This window comes from Priestia sp. 53B2, assembly GCF_056099005.1.
In genome coordinates, this window is sequence record NZ_JBLZXA010000008.1 from 136,527 (window position 1) to 157,508 (window position 20,982).

Consider the following 20,982-nt stretch of genomic DNA (forward strand, 5'->3'; position numbering starts at 1 on the left):
CTACACGATACCTATAAGTAGCTCTTTCTTATAAAAGCTTATCGCCAAACAATGAACTCATTAACGCAACCGCTACTTCTGCAGTTTTGTTATGCTGATCTAAAATGGGGTTCACTTCTACAAATTCAGCGGATGTCACCATGTCTGCTTCCGCTAGCATTTCCATTGCTAAATGACTTTCTCGGTAACTGATGCCGCCTTTTACAGGTGTACCTACGCCTGGTGCATCATCCGGATCTAAGCCGTCTAAGTCCAGCGACAGGTGCACGCCGTCTGTACCGCTTAAATAATCAATCGTTTCTTTCATCACTTGCGTCATACCTAAACGATCAATTTCATGCATGGTATACACTTTAATTCCTTTTTCTTTAATTAACTCTTTTTCACCATCATCCAATGAGCGTGCACCGATAATAACTAGATTTTCAGGTTTAATTTTTGGAGTATACCCTCCAATATTTAAAAGTACAGGATGTCCAATACCAAGGCTCACCGCTAACGGCATGCCGTGAATATTGCCTGATGGAGATGTTTCAGCGGTGTTTAAATCACCATGAGCATCATACCAAATAACGCCTAAATTTTCTGAACCTTTTGCGACTCCTGCAAGCGTTCCAATCGCAATGCTGTGGTCTCCGCCTAATATTAACGGAAAGCGGTCTTGCTCTCTCACTTCTTCAACTCTTGCAGCAAGCTGTTCATTTCCGCTGGCTACAGCCGCTAAGTTTTTCAAATTCGTATTTTTATCTACGTCTGCCCGCTCTTTAATTTCTACTTTAATATCGCCTTCATCGTGTACGGTATAGCCAAGAGATTCTAAGCGTGTATTCATGCCTGCATAGCGGATCGCGCTCGGCCCCATGTCTACACCCCTTCTTGTTTGTCCGTAATCCATGGGTACACCGATAATTGAAATGTCTTTTTTCATTTTCTATACCTCCGTTGCATTTTATTCTGTGTGAAGTAAACATAGGTGGTTATTTAACTATGTATTTTTTTCATTAATACAGCCCCTCATCTATTTCTTATGCAAAAATGATGCCAACTTTGTTTGTAGCATTCTATCAGTCTTTTTATCACGGGTTTTCTTACATATGCCAAAAAAACTGTCGATTTCTACAACTTTTTGGCAAATCATGCAAACTTTTTTGTCATTTGGTTTAAAATCGCCAATTTTATTTGCTTTCATAAAAAAAGAGGTGGCGACATAACAAAATCCATTCAATCTAAAGATGAACAAATGGGATAAAGGAGCTAGTATGAATCGCTCGTTACACCACTGTTGATTTCCGTGCAAGGCTTCGCTTTCCGCGGGAGTCTTCGCCTTGCTCTCTAATCAACAGCTAGAAGCAACTACATAGACGAAAACTATGGTCACCATAGCAATAAAAAAATCCGAACGAGTAGGATTCTCCCTCAAGAATCCCAATTCCTCGTTCGGGTCTTCATTCAACTAAACTACTTTTTTCCCATCCTATTTTTTAATTTGTAATAACGTCTCCGTCTTCATCATCGCCGGTATCGTCTTCACCAGGATCTTTTTCTAATGAGACCACTTTCTTTTCTTCATCCCATTTCACTTTGTAGCCAAGTGATTTTGCTACTTTGATAACTGATAAATAAGAGTGATGATTTGGTTTATACAGCTTTAAGTCACTCGAATCAATGACGCCTAAGCCTAACAGCAGGCGGTCGGACTGAACGTAAGGCTTTCCATCAATCAGCTTCACTTGCTTATCAGTAAATGGATAAACGGCACGGTTGACTTCAACTGTAAACTCTCCTTTTTTCTCTTCTTTAATTGGTTTTGGCTGTTTGGATACATATTTAATTGCGTCTACTCCTAATACCGTGCCTTGGCGCGTATTATCAGCGCCTCCGTACATTTTTCCCGTTTCATAGTCATAGATAACCGCTTGAACGTTTCCAATATGCTCAGGCTTTTCTTCAAACGCATGTCCTTTGGCCATCATTTCAAGAATCGTATCTTGGCTAAAGCCAGGTTCCCATCTTACGGTTGGATAGCCGCCTGAATAAATACGAGGTGTTAAAATCGCTTTTTGAATCGGCATCTTATGGTCAATAACATTCATAATCGTTTCTGCTACAGACGCAATAATGGTTGGGCCTCCCGGTGAACCAATTGCCATGAACGGCTTTCCGTCTTTTAACAGCATCGTTGGAGACATGCTGCTTCGAGGACGTTTTTTAGGCTCAACCTGGTTCACGCCTCCCGGAGTGGCATCAAAATCCGTCATTTCATTATTGAGCATAAACCCGTAGTCAGGAACCATAATTCCTGAGCCAAAAACTTGTTCAATGGTAGTCGTGTAAGAAACCATGTTTCCCCATTTGTCTACAACAGAGAAATGAGTCGTTTGACCGATTGGATTTTCTTCCTTTACCGTTGCTTTATTTGGATTTTCTTTTCCTTCATATTTCCAAGGGTCTCCTTCTTTGACATTAGGCGTTGCTTTGTTTGGATTAATTAATTTACGACGTTCTTTAATATAATCTTCATTTAACAGTCCTTTTTTCGGCACTTCGTAAAAGTCTTCATCTGCCATATACGCCGCGCGGTCCGCGAAAGCTAAGTGCATCACTTCCGTTAAATACTGCAAATACTGAGGCGTATTGGAACCCATTTTTTCTACATCATAACCTTCCATTAGCTTTAAAATCTGCTGCACGGTTAATCCGCCGGAGCTAGGAGGAGCCGCACTAACCACATCGTAGCCTCGGTAAGTTGTTTTGACCGGCTCACGTTCTTTTACAACGTAATTTTTCAAATCATCCATGGTCATACTTCCATCGCGTTTTTGAACTTCTTTAACAAGCGCTTTTCCAATTTCTCCTTTATAAAGAGCGTCTGATCCTTCTTTTTGAATAAGCTTTAATGTTTTAGCAAGATCCGGCTGAACAAGCTTATCTCCTTCTTTTAACGGCTTGCCATTCGGCACGAATACATTACCGGCCGTTTGGTATCTTTCAAGCTTGTCCACATTTTCATCAATGTACTGAGCCATCGACCAATTTACTTTGATTCCTTGTTCTGCTTGAGTAATAGCTGGTTTAATAACACCTGATAAGTCCATTGTTCCATAATCTTTAAGTGCTGTTTCTACTCCTTTTAGCGTACCAGGGACTCCAACTGCTTTTCCTGTTATGTGACGCTTACTGAAAGGGATGACTTTTCCTTTTGAATCTAAAAACAGCTTAGGCGTGACATCAGCTGGTGCCATTTCACGGCTGTCTAGCATCGTAATTTTATCTTTCTTTTTTTCATAAATCATCATAAAGCCGCCGCCGCCGATACCTGACATCATCGGTTCCACAACGTTTAGAGATAATTGAATGGCAGCTGCTGCATCTACAGCGTTTCCGCCTTCAGCTAAAACTTTCCTTCCCGCTTCAGCAGCCAGCGGGTGAGATGCCGCTACAATTCCTTGTGTAGCACCTCGTTTCATTGAATGGTCGACACCCGGAACTTCAGCAGCAGCTGGTGTGACAACTAAACTTAAACTAAATAATGCAATAACCAACATCTTCATAACCTTCATCTGGGTCTCCTCCTTCAAATACATTATTTCACATCGTCTGAAACGATGGATTTCACAAAGAATAAATTGGTTTATTATGATATTTTTTACATATTTGTATAAATAAAAAGCAAAGTAAATCAGACCTTTGCTTTTTTAGTTAGTCGCATGTTTAACTTTTCTCTCTATCCACTTACAATTATCTATATTTTCTAACAATTTATCCATAGGCTGATAGTTTCTTACTATTTTTGGAATTATGTAGACTGAACGCTCTAATAATGTAGAAAATCTAGCAGTTAAGAAGTCGTTGGACTTATATGCACTTCTTAAAATTGTTATAAATATTCTTATTGTTATATAAAAAACAATTCTTTATGAAAATCAGCATATGTTTCCTAAAAACCAAAAATAAAACAGGACTTTTGATTCGCCGTCCTGTTTGCAACATGTTTTCGACTTTTTTAATATCCGCGTGAGTAGGATTGATTTCCCGGGCATAGGCGATTGTTCTTTCGCTTTTTCCATTTCTTTTAATTGAATATAGGTTTTGGCGAGTTCGAGCGGCAGCATAATCCCTTCAAAACCAAGATCTTGCGCCTGCTGCAAATAAGACAGCGATTTTTCGTAATTCCCTCCAAACATAAGCGGAGTTTCCCGGTATTTTATTCCTCGAACGAAGTGCGCCAAGCTTGAAGATGGATTCAATGTTAATGCCTGATGAAGAGCTCGGTCCATTTCTAAATTCAATACCATTTTTTCAAAAATAATTGATTCTTCGATTTGCTTTGCTAAACAAACCGCTAAGTAACAGTACAAATCAGATGCTTGAGGTTTTTTCTTCATTTCTTGTTGAATTTCGCGTTTGATCTCTTTCCACTTTCCCTCTTCTAGCTGATTCATGACGTATTCTACATGTATTCCCACCACTTTGCCCTCCTTTTCCTCTTTATCATAAAGGATTTCTGCACAAATGAAAAAAGTAAGTGTTCTTCATTCTTCTCAAAAGATCGTTACCGTTAAAAAATAGGCAAATTTCTCAATCACTTAACCCAATTAGTACATAGGATATAGAGACTTTTATTAAAGGAGGTTACACATATGGGTGCAAAAGGCGGTTTTGGTTTTTCATTTATCGTTGTTTTATTTATTCTATTAGTAATCGTAGGGTGCTCTTGCTACTACTAATTTCTAGAGGGGATGAACATCATTCATGCTCTTATTTCAAAAAAAAACCATGCTTTCGCATGGCTACATACCGATTAGATGAATGAGTAGAGGAACTCATTGTTCGGCAATATTGAAGAAATTTTTGGTTTTCACTTCCGCCTAGTATGCCCTTCTTGACGGGGGCTATGCGCAAATAAAGTTAACGTTTAAAAGCGGAAGCCAGACGCACCTACAATAACTAGTAAAACAAATAACACAACGATTAACGCAAAATTTTGTTTTCCCACGTAACATCCCTCACTTCCTGTTATCTGCTTTTAGTGTATGCAACAGCTTGGCAAAATGTTTAGGACAGGGGTGCGGATTTTTTTAACGAGAAAAACCTTCAAATTTCGCCAAAAAAAGTGAATCATATTTTTGTTTCTTTCGTTATATATAGTAAGAGATTTTTTACTATAAAAAAGGGGGGCCTTTAATGCGCCGACATTCCAAATTGCCCATTGTTCTTGTCTTTGCCTTCTTTTTATTCATCGCAACTGTTTTGTGCGTAACCTCTTATATGTCTTGAACGTATAAATAATATAAAAAAATCGCCTCATCGAAGGCGATTTTTCTACCCTAGCATTATATCTTCGTTTGGATAACGAACGGCTTCGCGCTTTTGCTTAGATAATGAAAACGCCAGTGTTAATGGCCCCACTTTCCCTAAAAACATGATAAAGATAATAATCACGCGTCCAAAGCACGAAAGTTCAGGAGTTGCTCCCATCGATAAACCTACTGTTCCAAACGCAGAAACAACTTCAAACATAATTTTTACAAACGGCAGGTTTTCCGAAATATTTAACAGGAAAATGGCCCCAAACACAAACATAATTGAAATCATCGTGATGGCTAGTGCCTTAAACACGTGAAGAGGAAGAAGCCGTCTCTTTAACAGCACAATATCTTCCCGGCTTCGTAAAAATGCCCATACGGAAAAAATAATCACCACAAACGTCGTGAGTTTGATACCGCCTCCTGTTGAAGCACTTCCTGCACCAATAAACATTAACATAACCATTAAAAATATAGTGGAATCATGCAAACTTCCTATATCGATACTATTAAAACCTGCTGTACGTGTCGTTACAGCTTGAAAATAAGATGCCCACACTTTGTCTCCTAATGACAAACTTCCGAGCGTATGTGGATTGCTGTACTCCAAGAAAAAAATAAAAAGCATGGCAACCCCGTTAATCGCAAACGTGCTGATAATCATAATTTTCGAATGCAGCGTTAGCTTTTTATAGGATTTTTTCACCCACATATCTGCAAGGACGGTAAACCCTAATCCACCGATAATGAACAGAAAAGAAATCGTTATGTTAATAATGGGATCTCCTACATACTGAACCAGGCTGTCAGATAATAGTCCGAACCCTGCGTTATTAAAAGCCGAAATCGAATGAAACAAGCTAAAGAACAGCCCCTTAGACCATCCGAACTCCGGAACCCAGCGTATCGCTAGAAAGATAAGTGCAATAAACTCAATTAAAAATGAAAAGATAAACAGCCTTTTAACTAGCAGGACAACTCCGCCGATGCTCGTTTGATTTAATGCCTGCTGAACGAGCATACGCTCTTTAAATCCAATTTTTTTACCTAGCATCATAAAAATCAACACGGCAAATGACATAATGCCAAGACCGCCTATTTGAATTAACAGCATAATAATCGTTTGACCAATGACGGTAAAACGCGTACCTGTATCTACGACGGCTAAGCCGGTCACTGTCATAGCGGAAGTAGATGTAAAAAGGGCGTCTACCCACCGGATTGGCTCAGTAGTAGAAAAAGGCATCATCAATAGAAGAGCACCAATAATAATTCCTCCGCCAAAAATAGAGACAAGTAGCTGCGGAGGGGTGAGTTTAATGATTTGTTTTTTCATGAGTTAAACTCCTTCTTCTTCAAAACGGTTCAAATCGCGATTATGTCCAATCACAATAAGCATGTCCCCTTGTTCAATTATTTCATGGGCGGTAGGCGAAATAACCATTTCCCCGTCTTTTCGCTGAAAGCCGATAATATTACAGCCATACTTGGCACGAATGTTTAAATCAAACAGCGTTTTATTATGAAGCTTTTTGGAGGCGACAATTTCGACAATACTATAATCCTTTGACAGTTCAATGTAATCAATGATTTTTTCTGACACCACGTGATGAGCAATACGCTTAGCAATATCGCGCTCAGGGTGAATGACTTTGTCCGCTCCTATTTTCTCCAGCACTTTTTGATGATACATATTCACTGCTTTTACCCATACTTGCTTAACGCCCATATCTTTTAAAAGCATCGTTGCGAGCACGCTCGCTTCGATATCATCCCCAAACGAAATAAGAGCATGATCAACATTGCGAATACCTAGCCCCTTTAAGCTAGCTTCATCAATTGCATTTGCCTGCACAACATATGTAGCTGAGTTGCTAAATTTATTTACTACCTCCTGATTGCGGTCAATAGCGAGCACATCCACATCCAGATTAGCAAACTCTTCAACCAAACTGCCTCCAAAACGACCTAATCCTAATACAGCAAACTGTTTTTTCATAATGTATTTATTCCTTTCTTCAACTGCTGTGTGTTCTCTTAGCTTATACTTTTTCTAAAAAATTACATCTTTTTCTTAAAAAAAGCGCAAAAAAACACAGGAAGGCTCCTGTGTTTTTTCACACTCTTCCCCCTCAAAACGCTTGCGAAGTTAGCTGTCGGGTTCGGGTTTTAAGAGTAACCCTACCTTTTTAAGGATTCACCCCGGAGCACAATATGTGCGTAAATAATGGGTCCTCCGCTCCGTAATGGATTAAGCGATTTTTATTCAAATGTCTATAATCTATTTTTTAGAATAATCGATTCAATTCATGATACGTTTCACTTCACGAAAGCTATCTTACTCCTGTGGATTTTGTCTGTCAAGATATTTTTAGCGAAGACTTCACTTGCCCTGCAAGCTGCAAAAATCATACAAATCTAAACTGACAATCATTTTGTGAAATTGATCAAATAAATTAATAACAGCCAAAAGCTCTAACAGCTGCGTATCACTGTAAAATTTCTTTAATTGATCCATATCAGCATCGGTCAACTCCCTTGGACGTACCCGGTATACATCAATAAATCGAAACAGCAGTCGGTCTTTTTCTTCAAGCTCTTTTTCTCTTAACACTTTTTGATTAAGCGTCTCATCGCCTACATATGACATGCTCATACATGTCTCACAGCCGTTAACGCCTGCTAGATAAAGCCTAATTTTTTCCTTGGTCTCTCTCTCTACTATATCGCTGTTCCAAAGCATGTCGTAAAGCTCATCGTACAATCTTTTTACATGCGGAATTAAATTCAATGCTTTTTCAAAATTTGTTCCCTCTTCGTTTTCTAACAAAACTCTTGCCATTTTTTACTCACTCCTTTTTAATTATTATAGTAAGAAAAATGAAAATTTTAGATTACATATAAAACATCTTATCTACTATTACTAATCAAATGAAACGTTAATGAGAAAGAAGGTTTTCAATTGAAAATTGATGAAATTGATTTATCGATTTTGCAGGCGCTGCAGCAAAACAGCCGCCTTTCCTTACGAGAGCTAGGAAAACAAATTAATTTGTCCCCTCCTTCGGTGGCAGAGCGAGTACGCCAGCTAGAGAGCTTTGGTGTTATAAAAGGGTATACGATTGATATTGATTATGAAAAGCTGCATTTGCCCGTGTCGTGTTTTATTGAAGTAACTATGAAAAACGGAGATCACGAGCGTTTTAAACGATTTATTTCTCAGTATCCCTACGCTTTATTCTGTGAACGCATCGCCGGGCAAGCCTGCTTTATTACAAAGCTTCAGCTTCCTCACCTGCACGTACTCGAACAATTTATTAACGAAATTACACCTTATGCCAAAACGATTTCACACATCGCCCTTTCTCACGTGGAGATGGCTCCTGCATTATTGAGTCATTTAAAAGATGAAAAGTGATTGAAACCTAACGAAAGCGGTCCAATCGAAAAGCGAACAATGGGATCAATAAGCCCGTATGAATCACTTTTGACACCGCTGTTGATTTCCGTGCCAGGCTTCACTTTTCGCGCAGGAGTCTTCATCTTGCCCTTCAATCAACAGCTAGAAGTTTACGCTCACCTACTAATAAAAAAGATCCGAACGCGTTCGGATCTCCTTCAACAAAGACACTTGTGTCACGGTCTCTTTTATTCAAGAACACAAAAAATAACCCTCCAAAGCTGGAGGGTATAAATTTTCCGAATAATGAAAGTTTTACAACTTTATTTTATCAGGTGCCGACATTTCTGTCTACTTAAAAATGTAAAAGAGCTCTCTATTAATAGAAAGCTCTTTTACCTGCTTGTTTTTTGAAAACAATCAATCTATATAAAAGGGAACTACCTAAGGTTGAAAGTCACGTGAAACCTTGGCAGTTGATCCTGAATATACCGGTTGATATGATTCAAAACAAGTTCTTTCATCATTTCTTCTTTGACTTCTGATTCCGTTTTTTTATCTTTTTGTTTTAAAATAAGAATATAATAGACTTTACCCATTTTAATGGGCTCACTACTCTCTCCGATGTGCTGTTTTTTTAAAACATCTATAAAAAAGGGAGATAAAATTGAAAGCTTTAGATTATCAGCATTCTCTATTTTGCTGATTTTCTGGACATCAGCATATTTTTTTTGAACGTCTTGAAGCGATGTTCCCTTTTGCAGTTCAGCCGCAGCGGCAGCGGCATCATGTAAAGTGGAAAAAGCCAGCTGCGTAAAAGATACTCGCGTTAGATCGTTTTCAATACGTTTATAGTAAGCAGTTAGTTCATCAGACGTAATTTGTTTACGGAAATATTCTTCTAATTTAAACTGATTCGTTAGCTGGTTGGTTACATCACTGGAACGAATATTTAACACTTCATAACCTTGTTTTCTTGTATTCTCGTCATATGAGCGTTTAATTTGCTTCCACATATCCTCGACTTGTTTTTGTACTTTATCGCTTGTCTTTAGATGCGAAATTAAGATTTTTTGCATAACAAGCTGCCGCAATAACTCTTTGCGGTAGCTTGTATCATTTAGCAGAGCATCTGGATTTAAGAACCCTTCAACGGCTAAAAAACGGTTGAATTCAGCTCCTGTAACCTTGCCTCCCTCATACGCTGCCAGTTCTTTGGTAGAAGATAGCTGGCTAATTTCTACAGAAGGAAACATCGTATTTGAATGTTTCCCTCCGCAGCCGGTTAAAAACCCGAACGCTGTTAATACTGCTAGCAGCAGCTTTAACGGTGTTGAACTCATCCATTGTTATCCTGCTGCTCTGAAAGCTTCAGAGAAATGGTTTGTTTTTTTCCATTTCGATACACGTCTAATTTTACCGTGTCTCCTACTTTACGTTTTGTGTATAGATATTGACGTAAATCACTGGATGTTTTGACTTCATTTCCATCGATGGCAACAATCACGTCTTTTGATTGTAAACCTGCATCAGAAGCAGAAGAGAACGGTTCAACCGTCGTTACGACAACTCCTTCAGACGTATCGCTGGTTAGGCCTAGCTGGTTTTGTTTTGTTGCAGCTGAAAGCTGACCTACATCTTGAAGACCTACCCCCATATATGGACGCGTTATTTTTCCGTTTTTCATCAGCTGTTCAATCGTCGGCTGCACTTCATCACTTGGAAGAGCAAAGCCGATGCCTTCTACATTGTCTTCTGAAATTTTCATACTGTTGATACCGACTACTTTACCGGAAGAATTGATCAAGGCACCGCCGCTGTTTCCTGGATTAATCGCCGCATCCGTTTGAATTGCATCTACGTTCCAACTTTCTGAAATAGGGACAGAGCGTTTTGCTGCGCTCACGATACCTTGTGTGACCGTACGAGAAAATTGTTCACCAAGAGGATTTCCGATTGCAAGCACCGTTTCACCCGCTACTAAATCCGATGATTTCCCGAACTTCGCCACTTGTTCAACATTTTTGTCAGACATCTCAAGCACCGCTAAATCCGTTAGCGCATCAGCTCCGACAATTTTAGCTTTTTCTTTTTGTCCGTTTGAAAGTGACACTTCTACTTCGCTTGCGCCGTCAATAACGTGGTTATTGGTCACAACGTATGCTTTTCCATTTTCTTTTTTGAAAATAACACCGGAACCCGTTCCTGCTTCTTGCGTTTGGGTATCTCCAGAAAATGGATTTGTTTGCTGTTGAATATTGTTCACGCCTACAACAGCTGCTGATACTTTATTTACAACTGAAACAAGATCTGACTGATTCACGGTTGTGCTTACTGTTCGAGGCGTTGTGCTCGTTGTCGTTGCTGTTTGAGTCTGCGTTGTTTGATTCGCTGTTTGCGTATCAGCTGAATCCATTAACCCCAGCTGCGGAGCGCCGTATAGCACAATTCCTCCCCCTAGTACTGCTCCGGCGATAGAAGATGCAATCACTGGAAATAAGCGTCTTCCTGGAGGCTGTGATGATGACGCAGGCTGATACTGTTCGTAGCGCTGCTGGCGGTTTTCATATTCTTCTTTTCGTTCTTGCTCTCTTTCATAATCACGTGGATCCATGAAAAACACTCCTTTTAACGTAGCAAATTTTATGTTATCTATACTATAAAATAAAAGTTTGGGATAAGTATCAAAACAATGTGTGAAATTGTGAAAAATTTCTTTATAACAGCAAACACGTAGTATAATAGCGGGTACATAGACCTTTAAAGAAACGCGCATAGATGGCGCAATATGCGTTATTTACCTTAATTTTCATATATTCAGAGGAAGGTGTCAAATTTGAGCTTTACACTATATTTAGTAGAGGATGAACAAAATTTAAACGAAGTTTTAACCCTTTACCTTCAAAAAGAAGGCTGGGAAGTTCGCTCATTTTTTAACGGCACGGACGCCAAAGAAATGATTGCAACTCCTCCGCACCTGTGGATTTTAGATATTATGCTGCCTGACATTGACGGGTATCAGCTCATTCGCGAAATCAAGCAGCAAACGCCACATGTGCCTGTTATTTTCATCTCAGCCCGCGATGCCGATATTGACCGGGTTCTTGGGCTTGAAATGGGCAGCGACGACTATTTATCAAAGCCTTTTTTGCCTCGTGAACTAGTTATTCGAGCAAACAAACTGCTAAACCGCGTATATGGTTCCAATCAAAAGAAAACCGATACCATTACGCTGACTCCTTATGAAATCGATTTACATACCCGTACAGTCAGTGAAAATGGAAAGCCGATTGATTTAACGTCTAAAGAATTTGATTTTCTTGTCACTATCTCAAAAGACCTTGGACAGGCTTTTTCACGGGAGCAGCTGCTGAATCTCATTTGGGGAGAAGATTATTTCGGCACAGACCGAGTGGTGGATGATTTAGTAAGGCGCGTGCGTAAAAAAATGCCGCAAGCGCGAATTGAAACGATTTACGGATACGGATACCGGATGATGAAAGCATGAAAAACAAGTCGCTTGCATTTCAAATTTGGCTCGTCATCTCCGGTATTTTACTGCTTATTTCAATTTTGCTCGCTATTTTATTCCCAACGACGCTCAGGCAGTTCTTCACGAATGAAATTTATACCACTATTGAAAATGAACAGCATATTTTAAAAGAATACGGCCTGCCAAGCCGCTCAGGTGAATACTACTTTAGCAATGAAGACAGTGAACCAACACTTGGCAATCGAACCGTGGATCATATTTTATTGCCTGAACATGCGGATATCTCTTATTTTTCATCACGGGTGTTGCCTCAAGACTTTTTGAGAAAAGCACAGGAAGATGCAATCAGTCAGCGAAAAATCGTCGCTCGCTATGAAAAAGATCTCGGCAACCGGACGCTTTTTTATGTGATTCGAAAAGTAAGCGTAAACGGACAGCCTGCTTTTTTGCTTTCATTTTCGTGGGATACGTATCGCAACGCGCTTACTTCTACTCTTTTTAAACAGCTGCTTCTCGTAATTTCAATTGTATTTCTATTCAGCTGGCTTCCATCTATTTGGCTATCAAGATATTTAAGCAAGCCGCTTGTATCGCTTGAAAAAGATGTAAAAAAAATTGCCGAACAAAATTGGCATGAGCCCGTTACAGTCAACCGTTCCGATGAAATTGGCAAGCTAGGCGCCTCCATCGAGCAAATGCGCAAAAGGCTCGTATCTAAAGATGAAGCACAGCAAACGCTGCTTCAAAATATTTCACACGATTTAAAAACACCGGTTATGGTTATTCAAAGCTACGCTCAGTCGATTCAAGACGGCATTTATCCAAAAGGTGATTTATCTCAAACGGTAAAAGTTATTGAAGATGAATCCAAAAATCTTGAGAAAAAAATCCGCGATTTGCTTTACTTAACCAAGCTTGACTATATGTCCACTCATCAGCTTGCACAGGATGACTTTGATTTTACTACTCTTCTTCATGAAGTAGTGGATCGCTTGCGGTGGAGGCGCCCTGAAATACAGTGGGAATTTGACGACGTAAACGCAACGATTAAAGGAGACAAAGAGCTGTGGACAAAAGTTCTTGAAAATGTACTCGACAATCAGCTGCGCTATGCCGAGACGAAGGTTTCACTTTCACTTGCTAAGTACCAAACGAACGTTCAATGTACAATCAGCAACGATGGTCCGCCGATTGATCAAAGCGTACTTCAACACTTGTTTGAACCGTTTAAAAAAGGAGCAAACGGTGAATTCGGTATTGGCTTAAGTATCGTAAAGCGTATTGTTACGATGCACGATGGAGCCATTACGGCTGAAAACACAGACACCGGAGTGACGTTTTCGATTACTATTCCTATATAAACTAAAAAAGCAAGGGAGTCAAACCCCTTGCTTTTTTATGAAAAAATTGATGTATAGGCATAAAGAGCCGGTGAACCTCCTGAGTGAATAAACACCACATTTTCATCTTTTTCAAAATAACCTTTTCGAATTAAATCAATTAGACCAGCCATCGCTTTTCCCGTATACACAGGATCCAATAAAATCCCTTCCGTACTGGCCACAAGTTTGACCGCTTCCACCATCTCTTCTGTCGGAACAGCATACCCTGGACCTACGTATTCATCCATACACACAACCTCTTCTTTTTTAAAAGGCGTTTTACTATGTAAATGATCATAAAGTTCACTCGTCAGCTTGGCAACTTTCATTTCTTGTTCTTCTTTAGCACGACTGACATTCATTCCAATAACAGACACGTCACTTTGAAGGCCTTGAAAGCCTGCCACTAATCCTGCGTGCATGCCTCCGCTACCGCTTGTGCAAACCACGTGGCTAAGCTTTATTTGCTGCTCATAGCTTTGCATAAGCAGCTCTTGTGCACAGGCAGCGTATCCGGTTGCACCGATAACATTCGAACCTCCTACTGGAATTAAATACGGTTTATGACCTTTTTCAATTAGCTCTCGCTCTACTTTTTTCATTTCCGCTGTCAAATCAGAACCTTCAGAGACAAACCGCATGTCATGAGCGCCTAATAAATGATAAAGAAAATAGTTTCCTGTGGGCTGATCGCTTGCTTTATTTTCACCTTCTTCCAATACGAGCACGCATTTCATTTGTTCTTTTACAGCCGCAGCGAGCGTCAAACGACAGTGATTGGATTGTATCGAACCGCACGTTACAAGCACGTCTGCTCCTTGCGTCTTTGCATCAGCTACTAAATATTCAAGTTTACGCGTCTTATTTCCGCCCCCTGTCAGTCCAAGCATATCATCGCGCTTCATATAAATTGAAGGTCCATTTAACTGCTGAGATAAAACCGATAGCTTTTCTAAAGGTGTAGGGGAATCCGTATATTTTCTTCTAGAAAATTGAGTTAAGTTCATGCTCTCATCCTCTCTTTCATATTTGTTCTATTTTACCATATAGAAGCTTTTGAAGAGCTTTTTACGAAAGGGTTTTCTATAACTTGTATACATAAGAACAAGTAGTCAACATACATTAAACCATATAAACAGTTTGAAGGAGTGTTTTCAATGAGTGAAAAAGCAGTACTTTGCAGCGTCTCACGAGTAGTCAAATCACAGCACATTTTTCCAAATGACCTAAACAATCACCACACCCTTTTTGGGGGGAAAATTGTCGCTGACATGGACATGACGGCTTCTCTTTCAGCAGCTAAACATTCCCGAAAGTCGTGTGTTACGGCTTCCATTGATCACGTTGACTTTATCGAACCCGTCACCGAAGAAGATTTTATTTCATATGAAGCATTCGTTGTTGTCACAGGAAAAAGCTCCATGATTATTTTTGTTAAAGTGATTGCCGAAAATTTGTTAACGGGCATTAAGCGCATTGCAGCTACTTCTTTTCTCACCTTTGTTGCATTAGAAAACGGGAAACCTGCCCCCGTTCCTCAAGTTATTGCTCAAACTGAAGAAGAAAAAAGTCTTCAAAAAGTGGCTCTTGAACGAAAAGAGTCCAAAAAAACGCAGGTTGAGCACAGCAAAGCGATTGCGAGCATTTTATCTAAATCTTTGCGCAGCAGTAATTAAGCTCTTCATCTAAAAAGCAGCTGTCTGCTTTTTAGACGAAGTTCTTTTAGTTTTCACATTGTTATTTAATGTAATATGCGATATATTGGATTTATGAAAAATAACATTCAACCTCTCAAACGACTTTCTTTAAGAGAAGAAGTCTATCAAACACTTAAACACAATATTGTCATGCTTGAATTTCAGCCGGAACAAAAGCTTCAGGATAAAGAACTGGCTGAGCAATTTGGAGTTAGCCGCACTCCTGTTCGAGAAGCATTAAAAAGACTTGAAGATGAAGGCCTTGTCCAAACGACACCTGGCTCTTCTACAAAAGTGGCTCCATTAAACCTTGAGGAGGCAAAACAATCTTTTATTGTCGTCGCAGCTCTTCATGCACTTGCTGCTAAGCTGGCTTGTACTTCGTTACAAGAAGAAGATATGGGCGAACTAATCAAACACAATCAATCTCTAGAACATGCAATCAAAACAAGAAATGTCCTTAAAGCGATCGAAGCGGATGAAGCATTTCATTCCGTCTTTTTAAAACGGGCGAACAATATAGAGCTAGAACGTGTTGTAAAACAAACAAGCGCCAAAATTCAGCGTCTGGAAATCGCTCGCTTTTCTTCTCTTGCTAGCCTTGCTTCGGTTGATCAGCACAAAGAAATCATAAACGCTTGCGGTCAAAAAGATGCCGCACTGACATCGCAGCTTGTCGAAACGAACTGGCTGACACTAGGTGAAGCGCTGACAAGTGAGGAGGAATCCAAGTGAAGCCTCTTTTATTAGGCATTGCTGCATCATTCTTTTTTGCTTTTACATTCGTTTTAAATCGAGCGATGGATTTATCCGGAGGCAGCTGGGCGTGGAGCGCGTCGCTGCGCTATTTTTTTATGGTACCTCTTTTGCTTGTGCTCGTTTATTTTTGGGGTGGTATTAAACCTGTGGTAGCAGAAATAAAAATCCAGCCGCAAAAATGGCTGCTCTGGAGCACGGTTGGATTTGGCTTTTTTTACGCTCCTCTTTGTTTTGCTTCAGCCTACGGTCCCGGCTGGCTTATTGCAGGCACTTGGCAAATCACAATTTTATCGGGGTCTCTTCTAGCTCCTTTGTTTTACAAGGAAGGAAAGAAGCGACGAGGGATTCCTTTCAAGCAGCTAGGTTTTTCGTTTATTATTTTAATAGGAGTTGTGCTCATGCAGCTTGAGCATGCGACTGAACTGTCGGCCGCTACTGCCTTGCTTTGTACCATTCCCATTTTGATTGCCTCTTTTGCGTATCCGCTTGGCAACCGTAAAATGATGGAGGTGTCGTCACTTAATACGTTTCAGCGTGTGCTTGGAATGACGCTTTCAAGCCTGCCGTTTTGGATTATTCTTTCTGTCTATGCCTACGTGACCGATGGACTACCAAAAACAACTCAGATTTATCAAAGCAGTTTAGTTGCTTTACTTTCGGGAGTATGTGCAACGGTCTTATTTTTTGCAGCAACCGACCTTGTTAAAAAAGATTCTCAAAAGTTAGGTGCAGTTGAAGCTACACAATCGATGGAAGTTTTATTTGCCCTGCTAGGAGAGGTCTTCCTTCTATCAAGTCCTTTGCCATCGATTCTTTCTTGGGTTGGAATGGGAGTTATCATAGCAGGCATGGTGCTTCACAGCTACCAAACGAGTCATAAAAAAGCTATACCGCAAAAAGAATTGACCTACTAATCAATAACAAAAAAGAGCGTCTCAGTCGGCGCTCTTTTTGTTTATACAACAGATCTTCTTTCTAAATTGAAGACATTCACCTGCTCAGCATCAAAGCGGCTTAGCAACGAATCTACTCCGTACTCAAGTGCAAAAGCACGTTCATTTTCTGAAATCGGAACGGCCTGCAGGAACGTTACTTTTTTATCAGTTAGTTCAATGGTTGAAAAATTATCCCATAAAAACGGCGGAATCAGCAAAATGTGCTGCATATGAAAGCTGTCATCAAGGACTGCAATAACGTCTTTATAAATAGCTCCTGGGAAGATGGACACATGAGATTTCATCATATGGAAAATACAGTTTGCTAAAATAGCAGAATAAATACCGAATTCCTCATGACAAGCCCCAACGATTTCAATTCGAAGTGGGATTCCTCCAACTGTATAGCCTGTCGGACATTGATGTCCACCGAGCGTCGCATACGCGGTTACGTCTTGACGCGGATGATTTTCACACGCCACAACGTGAATACCATGCTTTTTTCTTTCATCTGAATAATCTTCAATTCGATCCTTTTGACCAAATACATCTATTGCTTTATGTATAATTAATTCTTCATCTTTTGTAAAATTACTCATAAAAAACCTCCTTGCTTGCGACCTTAAAAAGCTCCCTACTGTACAGCATATACTACTGCACTCGCTTGCGATATAGTTTTTAGAAAATGTGATAGAAATGTTATCGTTTCGTAACATACTATGAAATTGTATCAAGAAGCAAACAAGAAACCTTAACCAATTTTTTCTTTTCTCATAAAAAATAGAGCCTGCACCATGGCAGCCTCTATTTTTTTATGACATTATTATGAAATAATTTGTAATTCTTTTGGGTACTTCGTTAACGTTTCGTATCCATCTTTTGTGATGATTACATCATCTTCGATACGCACGCCTCCGAGTCCTGGAATATAGATACCCGGTTCAATTGTATATACCATGCCTTCTTGAAGCACATCATCATTGTTGCGGCTCATTGAAGGAAACTCATGCACGCTGATACCAAGACCATGACCAAGACGATGCAAGAAATACTCTCCATACCCTGCTTCTGTAATAATATTGCGTGCTACCATGTCCAAGTCGCCAATGCGAGTGCCGGGCTTGGAAGCTTCAAGAGCTGCCTGCTCGGCGCGCTGTACCGTTTCATAGATTTCTTTTTGCTTATCATTAATAGACTTGTAAGCGACTGTACGCGTAATATCTGAACAGTATCCGTCTAGCACTACACCTAAATCGAACAGAACCATATCTCCTGGCTTTAACGTGCGAAGACCTGGGTTTCCGTGCGCTTCTCCCGTTTTTTCACCAAATAAAACCATCGTTGAAAACGACATCTCACGAATTCCTTTTCGCTTTAGCTCGTATTCAATTTTAGCCAGAACATCCATTTCCGTAACGCCTTCTTTTAAAGCAGCTACGCCTACTTCTACACCAAAATCAGCTAAGGCAGCTGCCTTTTGCAGAATCTCAACTTCACGCTCATCTTTAATTAAACGCAGCTGATTTAATTTCTCTTCTGCTCCGACTAGCTCAGCATTTGGATATAAGCTAAGCAGTTCTTCGGCTCTCGCATACAGCAGCTGCTCTTTCTCTACAGCAACCTTTTTCACATCTATTACGTTTCGTTTATGTAAAGCTTCTTTAATAAGTTCCCAAGGATTTTGATGGTCTTCATATCCAATCACATCAAACTTCCAGCCGGCTTCTTTTGCTTGTCCCACTTCCATTGACGGACAAACAAGCATCGGCTCCGCTTCGTTAAACACAAATAAGCCAAGCAAACGCTCATGCGGATCCGTGTGAAATCCAGTTAAATAAAATACGTTTTCGGTTGACGAAATAAAGGCCGTTTCTACATTCTTTTCTTCCAGCCACGATACGACTTTTTGCAAACGTGCTTCCATTAAAAAAACCCCTTTCATTGTGCAATATTACTATTATAACATAGTTATTTAGCAATATTGTACAATGAATAGAGGTTAAGACAAAGCCGCGTGAAGAGTAGTAAGCTGCTCTTTAATCGCTTTTCGCTGAATACTTACTTTCATCAGCCAGCCATTTTCTCCGTATCTATAAATAAATTCGTACGTACCTTTAGGAAAATATTCTTTTACCAGCATGTCTCGGTTTTCAACAAATCCCGGATCGCCAATAAAATAGGTACCTTCTTCAAGCGGAAGCTCATGAACTTTTTTTTCTAGCTGCTTCTCTTCGTCTTCGTCATCATCTATAACAATGTGCAGACCGCCTTCATCACGCACAACATCAAATTCACCGTTTTGTTCAAGCTCAAGCACCGGCACCACTTGTCCATTTACCGTTAGCAGCTGCTTCGTTCCTTCAAGGACCTGGGACCAGTGATCATCGTATAAAGTAGAAGAATAAAAAATATAGCCCTGAGATTTATATAATAAAAGCAGCTGTTCAAAATGATTTTTCACTTGTTCTTTATCAAACAGAATAACAAAATGCTTTCGATAGAAAAAACTTGTAAAAGGCAGAATAGACGATTGATTAAGCTCTTTAATTATTTCAGCACTATCTTTACCTGAAATAATAGCTCCGGTCAATTCCCCCGCGCCATAAGGTTTCCAATGACTTAACGCCGCTTCTGGAATCAGCACAAGGTTCGAAGATGACACATATATACTCATTCGCTTCACTCCTTTTTTCTACATTTAGACCTATATTTGACTCTCCGCACACAGAGACTTTCCTCTTATTCCATTTCTAAAAGACAGAACTTTTTCCCTAACTATGATAGATTATAACAAATATCCTCGAAAAAAATAACCTTTATTTCCTCTTTCTTCTATTTGTACCCTTCTCTTATTTTAGCGTCTTCGCAGATTTACTAGTGAACGTACTTGCTAATCTAATTCCTTAGTGTTAATTTTATTATGTCGTTTTATAATTTTTTGCATAATTGGTTTCAAACAAAAAAGTATTAATATTTTTGAATGCGATGGTGAGACATTTGGAAGAACGTACAGAACGTAAACAACATAAAAGAAAAAAGCAAAGAAAAAAGAAACGCTTTAGAAAGCTACTTCTTTTCTTTCTCATTCTTGTAATCGCCGCTGGTGCGTATGTGTATTATCAATACCAACAAGGGTTAGCAGAAGCAGACGGAGCTTTTGGGAAAGATGGACAGTTTGATTTTAATGGTGCAAGTGCCAATTTAGATAGCATGAATGTGCTGCTTCTTGGAATTGACTCTCGAGGTGAAGAACATTCGCGTGCCGATACAATCATGATTGCTCATTATGATAAAGACAGCAATCAGCCTAAAATTGTTTCTTTGATGCGTGATTCATATGTGGATATTCCCGGACATGGCAAAAACAAATTAAATTCAGCCTATGCATTTGGCGGGCCCGAATTAATGCGTAAGACAATTAAAGAAAATTTCGGCGTAGATGTAAACTATTATGCCGTTGTTGATTTTAAAGGTTTTTCTAAAGTTGCCGATACCATTGCCCCTGAGGGAATTACGGTTACCGTGCCACACGAAATGTCATCAGGAATTGGCATGACACTAAAACCTGGAAAACAAACTCTTCACGGAGATAAATTACTAGGATATGTGCGATTCCGACACGATAGCCAAAGTGATTTCGGGCGCGTGAAGCGTCAACAAGAAGTTATCGGTAAATTAATGGATGAAGCTCTTCAAGTAAAGACGCTGGCGAAAGCTCCTAAACTATGGGGAGTCATTGATCCATATGTGGATACAAATATTCCGCCAAAAACATTTATTGTGATAGGAAAAGATTTTTTAGTTGGAAATCAGCCAGATTTAAAATCTCTTCGTTTACCGGTTGAAGGTTCCTATTCAAATGAACGAGTATCCGGTATTGGTGCTGTTTTAAGTATAGATCTTGAAGAAAACAAACAAGCATTACAATCATTTTTAAATTAGGAAAAGGTGTCCATTAGCGGACACCTTTTTTTATACTATTCAAAAAAACTTCTCTTTTTCCTTCCTAT

The 20,982-nt window shown here is 39.6% G+C and carries 22 protein-coding genes and 1 riboswitch; of the genes, 8 read left to right on the top strand and 14 right to left on the bottom strand.

Annotated features, from left to right (window positions below; all coding sequences use genetic code 11):
- Nucleotides 1–28 precede the first annotated feature (28 nt).
- The 3 genes from rocF to ACN6NE_RS04090 all read right to left on the bottom strand — a co-directional run bounded on the left by rocF (nt 29) and on the right by ACN6NE_RS04090 (nt 4,466).
- Nucleotides 29–928, bottom strand: a complete 900-nt coding sequence (rocF, locus tag ACN6NE_RS04080; protein WP_129704135.1) for an arginase — start codon at nt 926–928, stop codon at nt 29–31.
- Nucleotides 929–1,481: 553 nt separating this feature from the next.
- Nucleotides 1,482–3,560: a gamma-glutamyltransferase gene (gene ggt, locus ACN6NE_RS04085; RefSeq protein WP_474324650.1), complete on the bottom strand. Its 2,079-nt coding sequence runs from the start codon at nt 3,558–3,560 to the stop codon at nt 1,482–1,484.
- A 363-nt stretch (nt 3,561–3,923) separates the two neighbouring features.
- Complete coding sequence (locus ACN6NE_RS04090) at nt 3,924–4,466, bottom strand: tetratricopeptide repeat protein (protein WP_474324652.1); 543 nt, start codon at nt 4,464–4,466, stop codon at nt 3,924–3,926.
- 174 nt (nt 4,467–4,640) lie between these two features.
- On the opposite strand from ACN6NE_RS04090, the gene ACN6NE_RS04095 reads away from it, so the two are divergent.
- Nucleotides 4,641–4,727, top strand: coding sequence for a YjcZ family sporulation protein (locus ACN6NE_RS04095; protein ID WP_016765201.1), 87 nt, complete (start codon nt 4,641–4,643; stop codon nt 4,725–4,727).
- 188 nt (nt 4,728–4,915) lie between these two features.
- On the opposite strand, the gene ACN6NE_RS04100 is transcribed toward ACN6NE_RS04095, so the two are convergent.
- The 4 genes from ACN6NE_RS04100 to ACN6NE_RS04115 all read right to left on the bottom strand — a co-directional run bounded on the left by ACN6NE_RS04100 (nt 4,916) and on the right by ACN6NE_RS04115 (nt 8,148).
- A complete protein-coding gene (locus ACN6NE_RS04100) occupies nt 4,916–4,996 on the bottom strand; it encodes a YjcZ family sporulation protein (RefSeq protein WP_016765202.1) in 81 nt (26 codons plus the stop codon).
- Between the two features lie 326 nt (nt 4,997–5,322).
- Complete coding sequence (locus ACN6NE_RS04105; protein WP_474324654.1) at nt 5,323–6,642, bottom strand: TrkH family potassium uptake protein; 1,320 nt, start codon at nt 6,640–6,642, stop codon at nt 5,323–5,325.
- Between the two features lie 3 nt (nt 6,643–6,645).
- Entirely contained in the window at nt 6,646–7,305 is a 660-nt protein-coding gene (locus ACN6NE_RS04110) for a potassium channel family protein (protein ID WP_013058591.1), read from the bottom strand.
- 124 nt (nt 7,306–7,429) lie between these two features.
- Nucleotides 7,430–7,574, bottom strand: a riboswitch (cyclic di-AMP (ydaO/yuaA leader).
- Nucleotides 7,575–7,689: 115 nt separating this feature from the next.
- On the bottom strand, nt 7,690–8,148 hold the full coding sequence (locus ACN6NE_RS04115) for a carboxymuconolactone decarboxylase family protein (RefSeq protein ID WP_129704141.1): 459 nt from the start codon (nt 8,146–8,148) through the stop codon (nt 7,690–7,692).
- A gap of 120 nt (nt 8,149–8,268) precedes the next feature.
- On the opposite strand from ACN6NE_RS04115, the gene ACN6NE_RS04120 reads away from it, so the two are divergent.
- Nucleotides 8,269–8,724 (top strand): Lrp/AsnC family transcriptional regulator, encoded by a 456-nt coding sequence (locus ACN6NE_RS04120; RefSeq protein ID WP_057242902.1) that lies wholly within the window; start codon nt 8,269–8,271, stop codon nt 8,722–8,724.
- Here ACN6NE_RS04120 and ACN6NE_RS04125 read toward each other — a convergent pair.
- The 3 genes from ACN6NE_RS04125 to ACN6NE_RS04135 all read right to left on the bottom strand — a co-directional run bounded on the left by ACN6NE_RS04125 (nt 8,703) and on the right by ACN6NE_RS04135 (nt 11,320).
- Nucleotides 8,703–8,849, bottom strand: coding sequence for a hypothetical protein (locus ACN6NE_RS04125; protein WP_165351666.1), 147 nt, complete (start codon nt 8,847–8,849; stop codon nt 8,703–8,705). The genes ACN6NE_RS04120 and ACN6NE_RS04125 overlap by 22 nt on opposite strands.
- 297 nt (nt 8,850–9,146) lie before the next feature.
- Nucleotides 9,147–10,049 carry a peptidyl-prolyl cis-trans isomerase gene (locus tag ACN6NE_RS04130; RefSeq protein WP_474324656.1) on the bottom strand — a complete coding sequence of 301 codons (903 nt, stop codon included), beginning with the start codon at nt 10,047–10,049 and terminating at the stop codon, nt 9,147–9,149.
- Nucleotides 10,046–11,320 (bottom strand): S1C family serine protease, encoded by a 1,275-nt coding sequence (locus ACN6NE_RS04135; RefSeq protein WP_474324658.1) that lies wholly within the window; start codon nt 11,318–11,320, stop codon nt 10,046–10,048. The genes ACN6NE_RS04130 and ACN6NE_RS04135 overlap by 4 nt, the downstream gene beginning before the upstream one ends.
- A 222-nt stretch (nt 11,321–11,542) precedes the next feature.
- Between ACN6NE_RS04135 and ACN6NE_RS04140 the strand changes: the two genes are divergently transcribed.
- Both ACN6NE_RS04140 and ACN6NE_RS04145 read left to right on the top strand, forming a co-directional pair.
- Nucleotides 11,543–12,214, top strand: a complete 672-nt coding sequence (locus ACN6NE_RS04140) for a response regulator transcription factor (RefSeq protein WP_129704149.1) — start codon at nt 11,543–11,545, stop codon at nt 12,212–12,214.
- Nucleotides 12,211–13,560, top strand: coding sequence for a sensor histidine kinase (locus ACN6NE_RS04145; RefSeq protein ID WP_129704151.1), 1,350 nt, complete (start codon nt 12,211–12,213; stop codon nt 13,558–13,560). Before ACN6NE_RS04140 ends, ACN6NE_RS04145 begins: the two co-directional genes overlap by 4 nt.
- Before the next feature lie 35 nt (nt 13,561–13,595).
- Here ACN6NE_RS04145 and cuyA read toward each other — a convergent pair whose 3' ends face one another.
- Nucleotides 13,596–14,588: a D-cysteate sulfo-lyase gene (cuyA, locus tag ACN6NE_RS04150; RefSeq protein WP_474324660.1), complete on the bottom strand. Its 993-nt coding sequence runs from the start codon at nt 14,586–14,588 to the stop codon at nt 13,596–13,598.
- Nucleotides 14,589–14,738: 150 nt separating this feature from the next.
- Here cuyA and ACN6NE_RS04155 point away from each other — a divergent pair, with 150 nt between their 5' ends.
- From ACN6NE_RS04155 to ACN6NE_RS04165, 3 genes are all read left to right on the top strand, one after another.
- Nucleotides 14,739–15,257: an acyl-CoA thioesterase gene (locus ACN6NE_RS04155; RefSeq protein WP_013058600.1), complete on the top strand. Its 519-nt coding sequence runs from the start codon at nt 14,739–14,741 to the stop codon at nt 15,255–15,257.
- 75 nt (nt 15,258–15,332) lie between these two features.
- Entirely contained in the window at nt 15,333–16,013 is a 681-nt protein-coding gene (locus ACN6NE_RS04160) for a GntR family transcriptional regulator (protein ID WP_043978395.1), read from the top strand.
- The gene (locus ACN6NE_RS04165; RefSeq protein WP_474324662.1) at nt 16,010–16,951 is read left to right on the top strand and encodes a DMT family transporter; all 942 of its coding nucleotides are present in this window, start codon (nt 16,010–16,012) and stop codon (nt 16,949–16,951) included. The genes ACN6NE_RS04160 and ACN6NE_RS04165 overlap by 4 nt, the downstream gene beginning before the upstream one ends.
- 41 nt (nt 16,952–16,992) lie before the next feature.
- Here ACN6NE_RS04165 and ACN6NE_RS04170 read toward each other — a convergent pair whose 3' ends face one another.
- From ACN6NE_RS04170 to ACN6NE_RS04180, 3 genes are all read right to left on the bottom strand, one after another.
- Nucleotides 16,993–17,571 (bottom strand): suppressor of fused domain protein, encoded by a 579-nt coding sequence (locus ACN6NE_RS04170; RefSeq protein WP_474324665.1) that lies wholly within the window; start codon nt 17,569–17,571, stop codon nt 16,993–16,995.
- Nucleotides 17,572–17,795: 224 nt separating this feature from the next.
- Nucleotides 17,796–18,896 carry a M24 family metallopeptidase gene (locus tag ACN6NE_RS04175; protein ID WP_057234083.1) on the bottom strand — a complete coding sequence of 367 codons (1,101 nt, stop codon included), beginning with the start codon at nt 18,894–18,896 and terminating at the stop codon, nt 17,796–17,798.
- Nucleotides 18,897–18,971: 75 nt separating this feature from the next.
- The gene (locus tag ACN6NE_RS04180) at nt 18,972–19,646 is read right to left on the bottom strand and encodes a hypothetical protein (protein ID WP_053487663.1); all 675 of its coding nucleotides are present in this window, start codon (nt 19,644–19,646) and stop codon (nt 18,972–18,974) included.
- Between the two features lie 536 nt (nt 19,647–20,182).
- Between ACN6NE_RS04180 and ACN6NE_RS04185 the strand changes: the two genes are divergently transcribed.
- A complete protein-coding gene (locus ACN6NE_RS04185; RefSeq protein ID WP_372586484.1) occupies nt 20,183–20,914 on the top strand; it encodes an LCP family protein in 732 nt (243 codons plus the stop codon).
- Nucleotides 20,915–20,982: the final 68 nt, after the last annotated feature.

Bases quoted from the DNA above. Each gene is read 5' to 3' on its own strand.
- ACN6NE_RS04125 (WP_165351666.1), bottom strand. From the start codon at position 8,849: ATGAAGACTCCTGCGCGAAAAGTGAAGCCTGGCACGGAAATCAACAGC.
- ACN6NE_RS04135 (WP_474324658.1), bottom strand. From the start codon at position 11,320: ATGGATCCACGTGATTATGAAAGAGAGCAAGAACGAAAAGAAGAATAT.
- ACN6NE_RS04170 (WP_474324665.1), bottom strand. From the start codon at position 17,571: ATGAGTAATTTTACAAAAGATGAAGAATTAATTATACATAAAGCAATA.
- ACN6NE_RS04095 (WP_016765201.1), top strand. From the start codon at position 4,641: ATGGGTGCAAAAGGCGGTTTTGGTTTTTCATTTATCGTTGTTTTATTT.
- ACN6NE_RS04105 (WP_474324654.1), bottom strand. From the start codon at position 6,642: ATGAAAAAACAAATCATTAAACTCACCCCTCCGCAGCTACTTGTCTCT.
- ACN6NE_RS04185 (WP_372586484.1), top strand. From the start codon at position 20,183: ATGAATGTGCTGCTTCTTGGAATTGACTCTCGAGGTGAAGAACATTCG.
- ACN6NE_RS04115 (WP_129704141.1), bottom strand. From the start codon at position 8,148: ATGGCAAGAGTTTTGTTAGAAAACGAAGAGGGAACAAATTTTGAAAAA.
- ACN6NE_RS04145 (WP_129704151.1), top strand. From the start codon at position 12,211: ATGAAAAACAAGTCGCTTGCATTTCAAATTTGGCTCGTCATCTCCGGT.
- ACN6NE_RS04160 (WP_043978395.1), top strand. From the start codon at position 15,333: ATGCGATATATTGGATTTATGAAAAATAACATTCAACCTCTCAAACGA.
- rocF (WP_129704135.1), bottom strand. From the start codon at position 928: ATGAAAAAAGACATTTCAATTATCGGTGTACCCATGGATTACGGACAA.
- ACN6NE_RS04175 (WP_057234083.1), bottom strand. From the start codon at position 18,896: ATGGAAGCACGTTTGCAAAAAGTCGTATCGTGGCTGGAAGAAAAGAAT.
- ACN6NE_RS04130 (WP_474324656.1), bottom strand. From the start codon at position 10,049: ATGAGTTCAACACCGTTAAAGCTGCTGCTAGCAGTATTAACAGCGTTC.
- ggt (WP_474324650.1), bottom strand. From the start codon at position 3,560: ATGAAGGTTATGAAGATGTTGGTTATTGCATTATTTAGTTTAAGTTTA.
- ACN6NE_RS04110 (WP_013058591.1), bottom strand. From the start codon at position 7,305: ATGAAAAAACAGTTTGCTGTATTAGGATTAGGTCGTTTTGGAGGCAGT.
- ACN6NE_RS04180 (WP_053487663.1), bottom strand. From the start codon at position 19,646: ATGAGTATATATGTGTCATCTTCGAACCTTGTGCTGATTCCAGAAGCG.
- ACN6NE_RS04155 (WP_013058600.1), top strand. From the start codon at position 14,739: ATGAGTGAAAAAGCAGTACTTTGCAGCGTCTCACGAGTAGTCAAATCA.
- cuyA (WP_474324660.1), bottom strand. From the start codon at position 14,588: ATGAACTTAACTCAATTTTCTAGAAGAAAATATACGGATTCCCCTACA.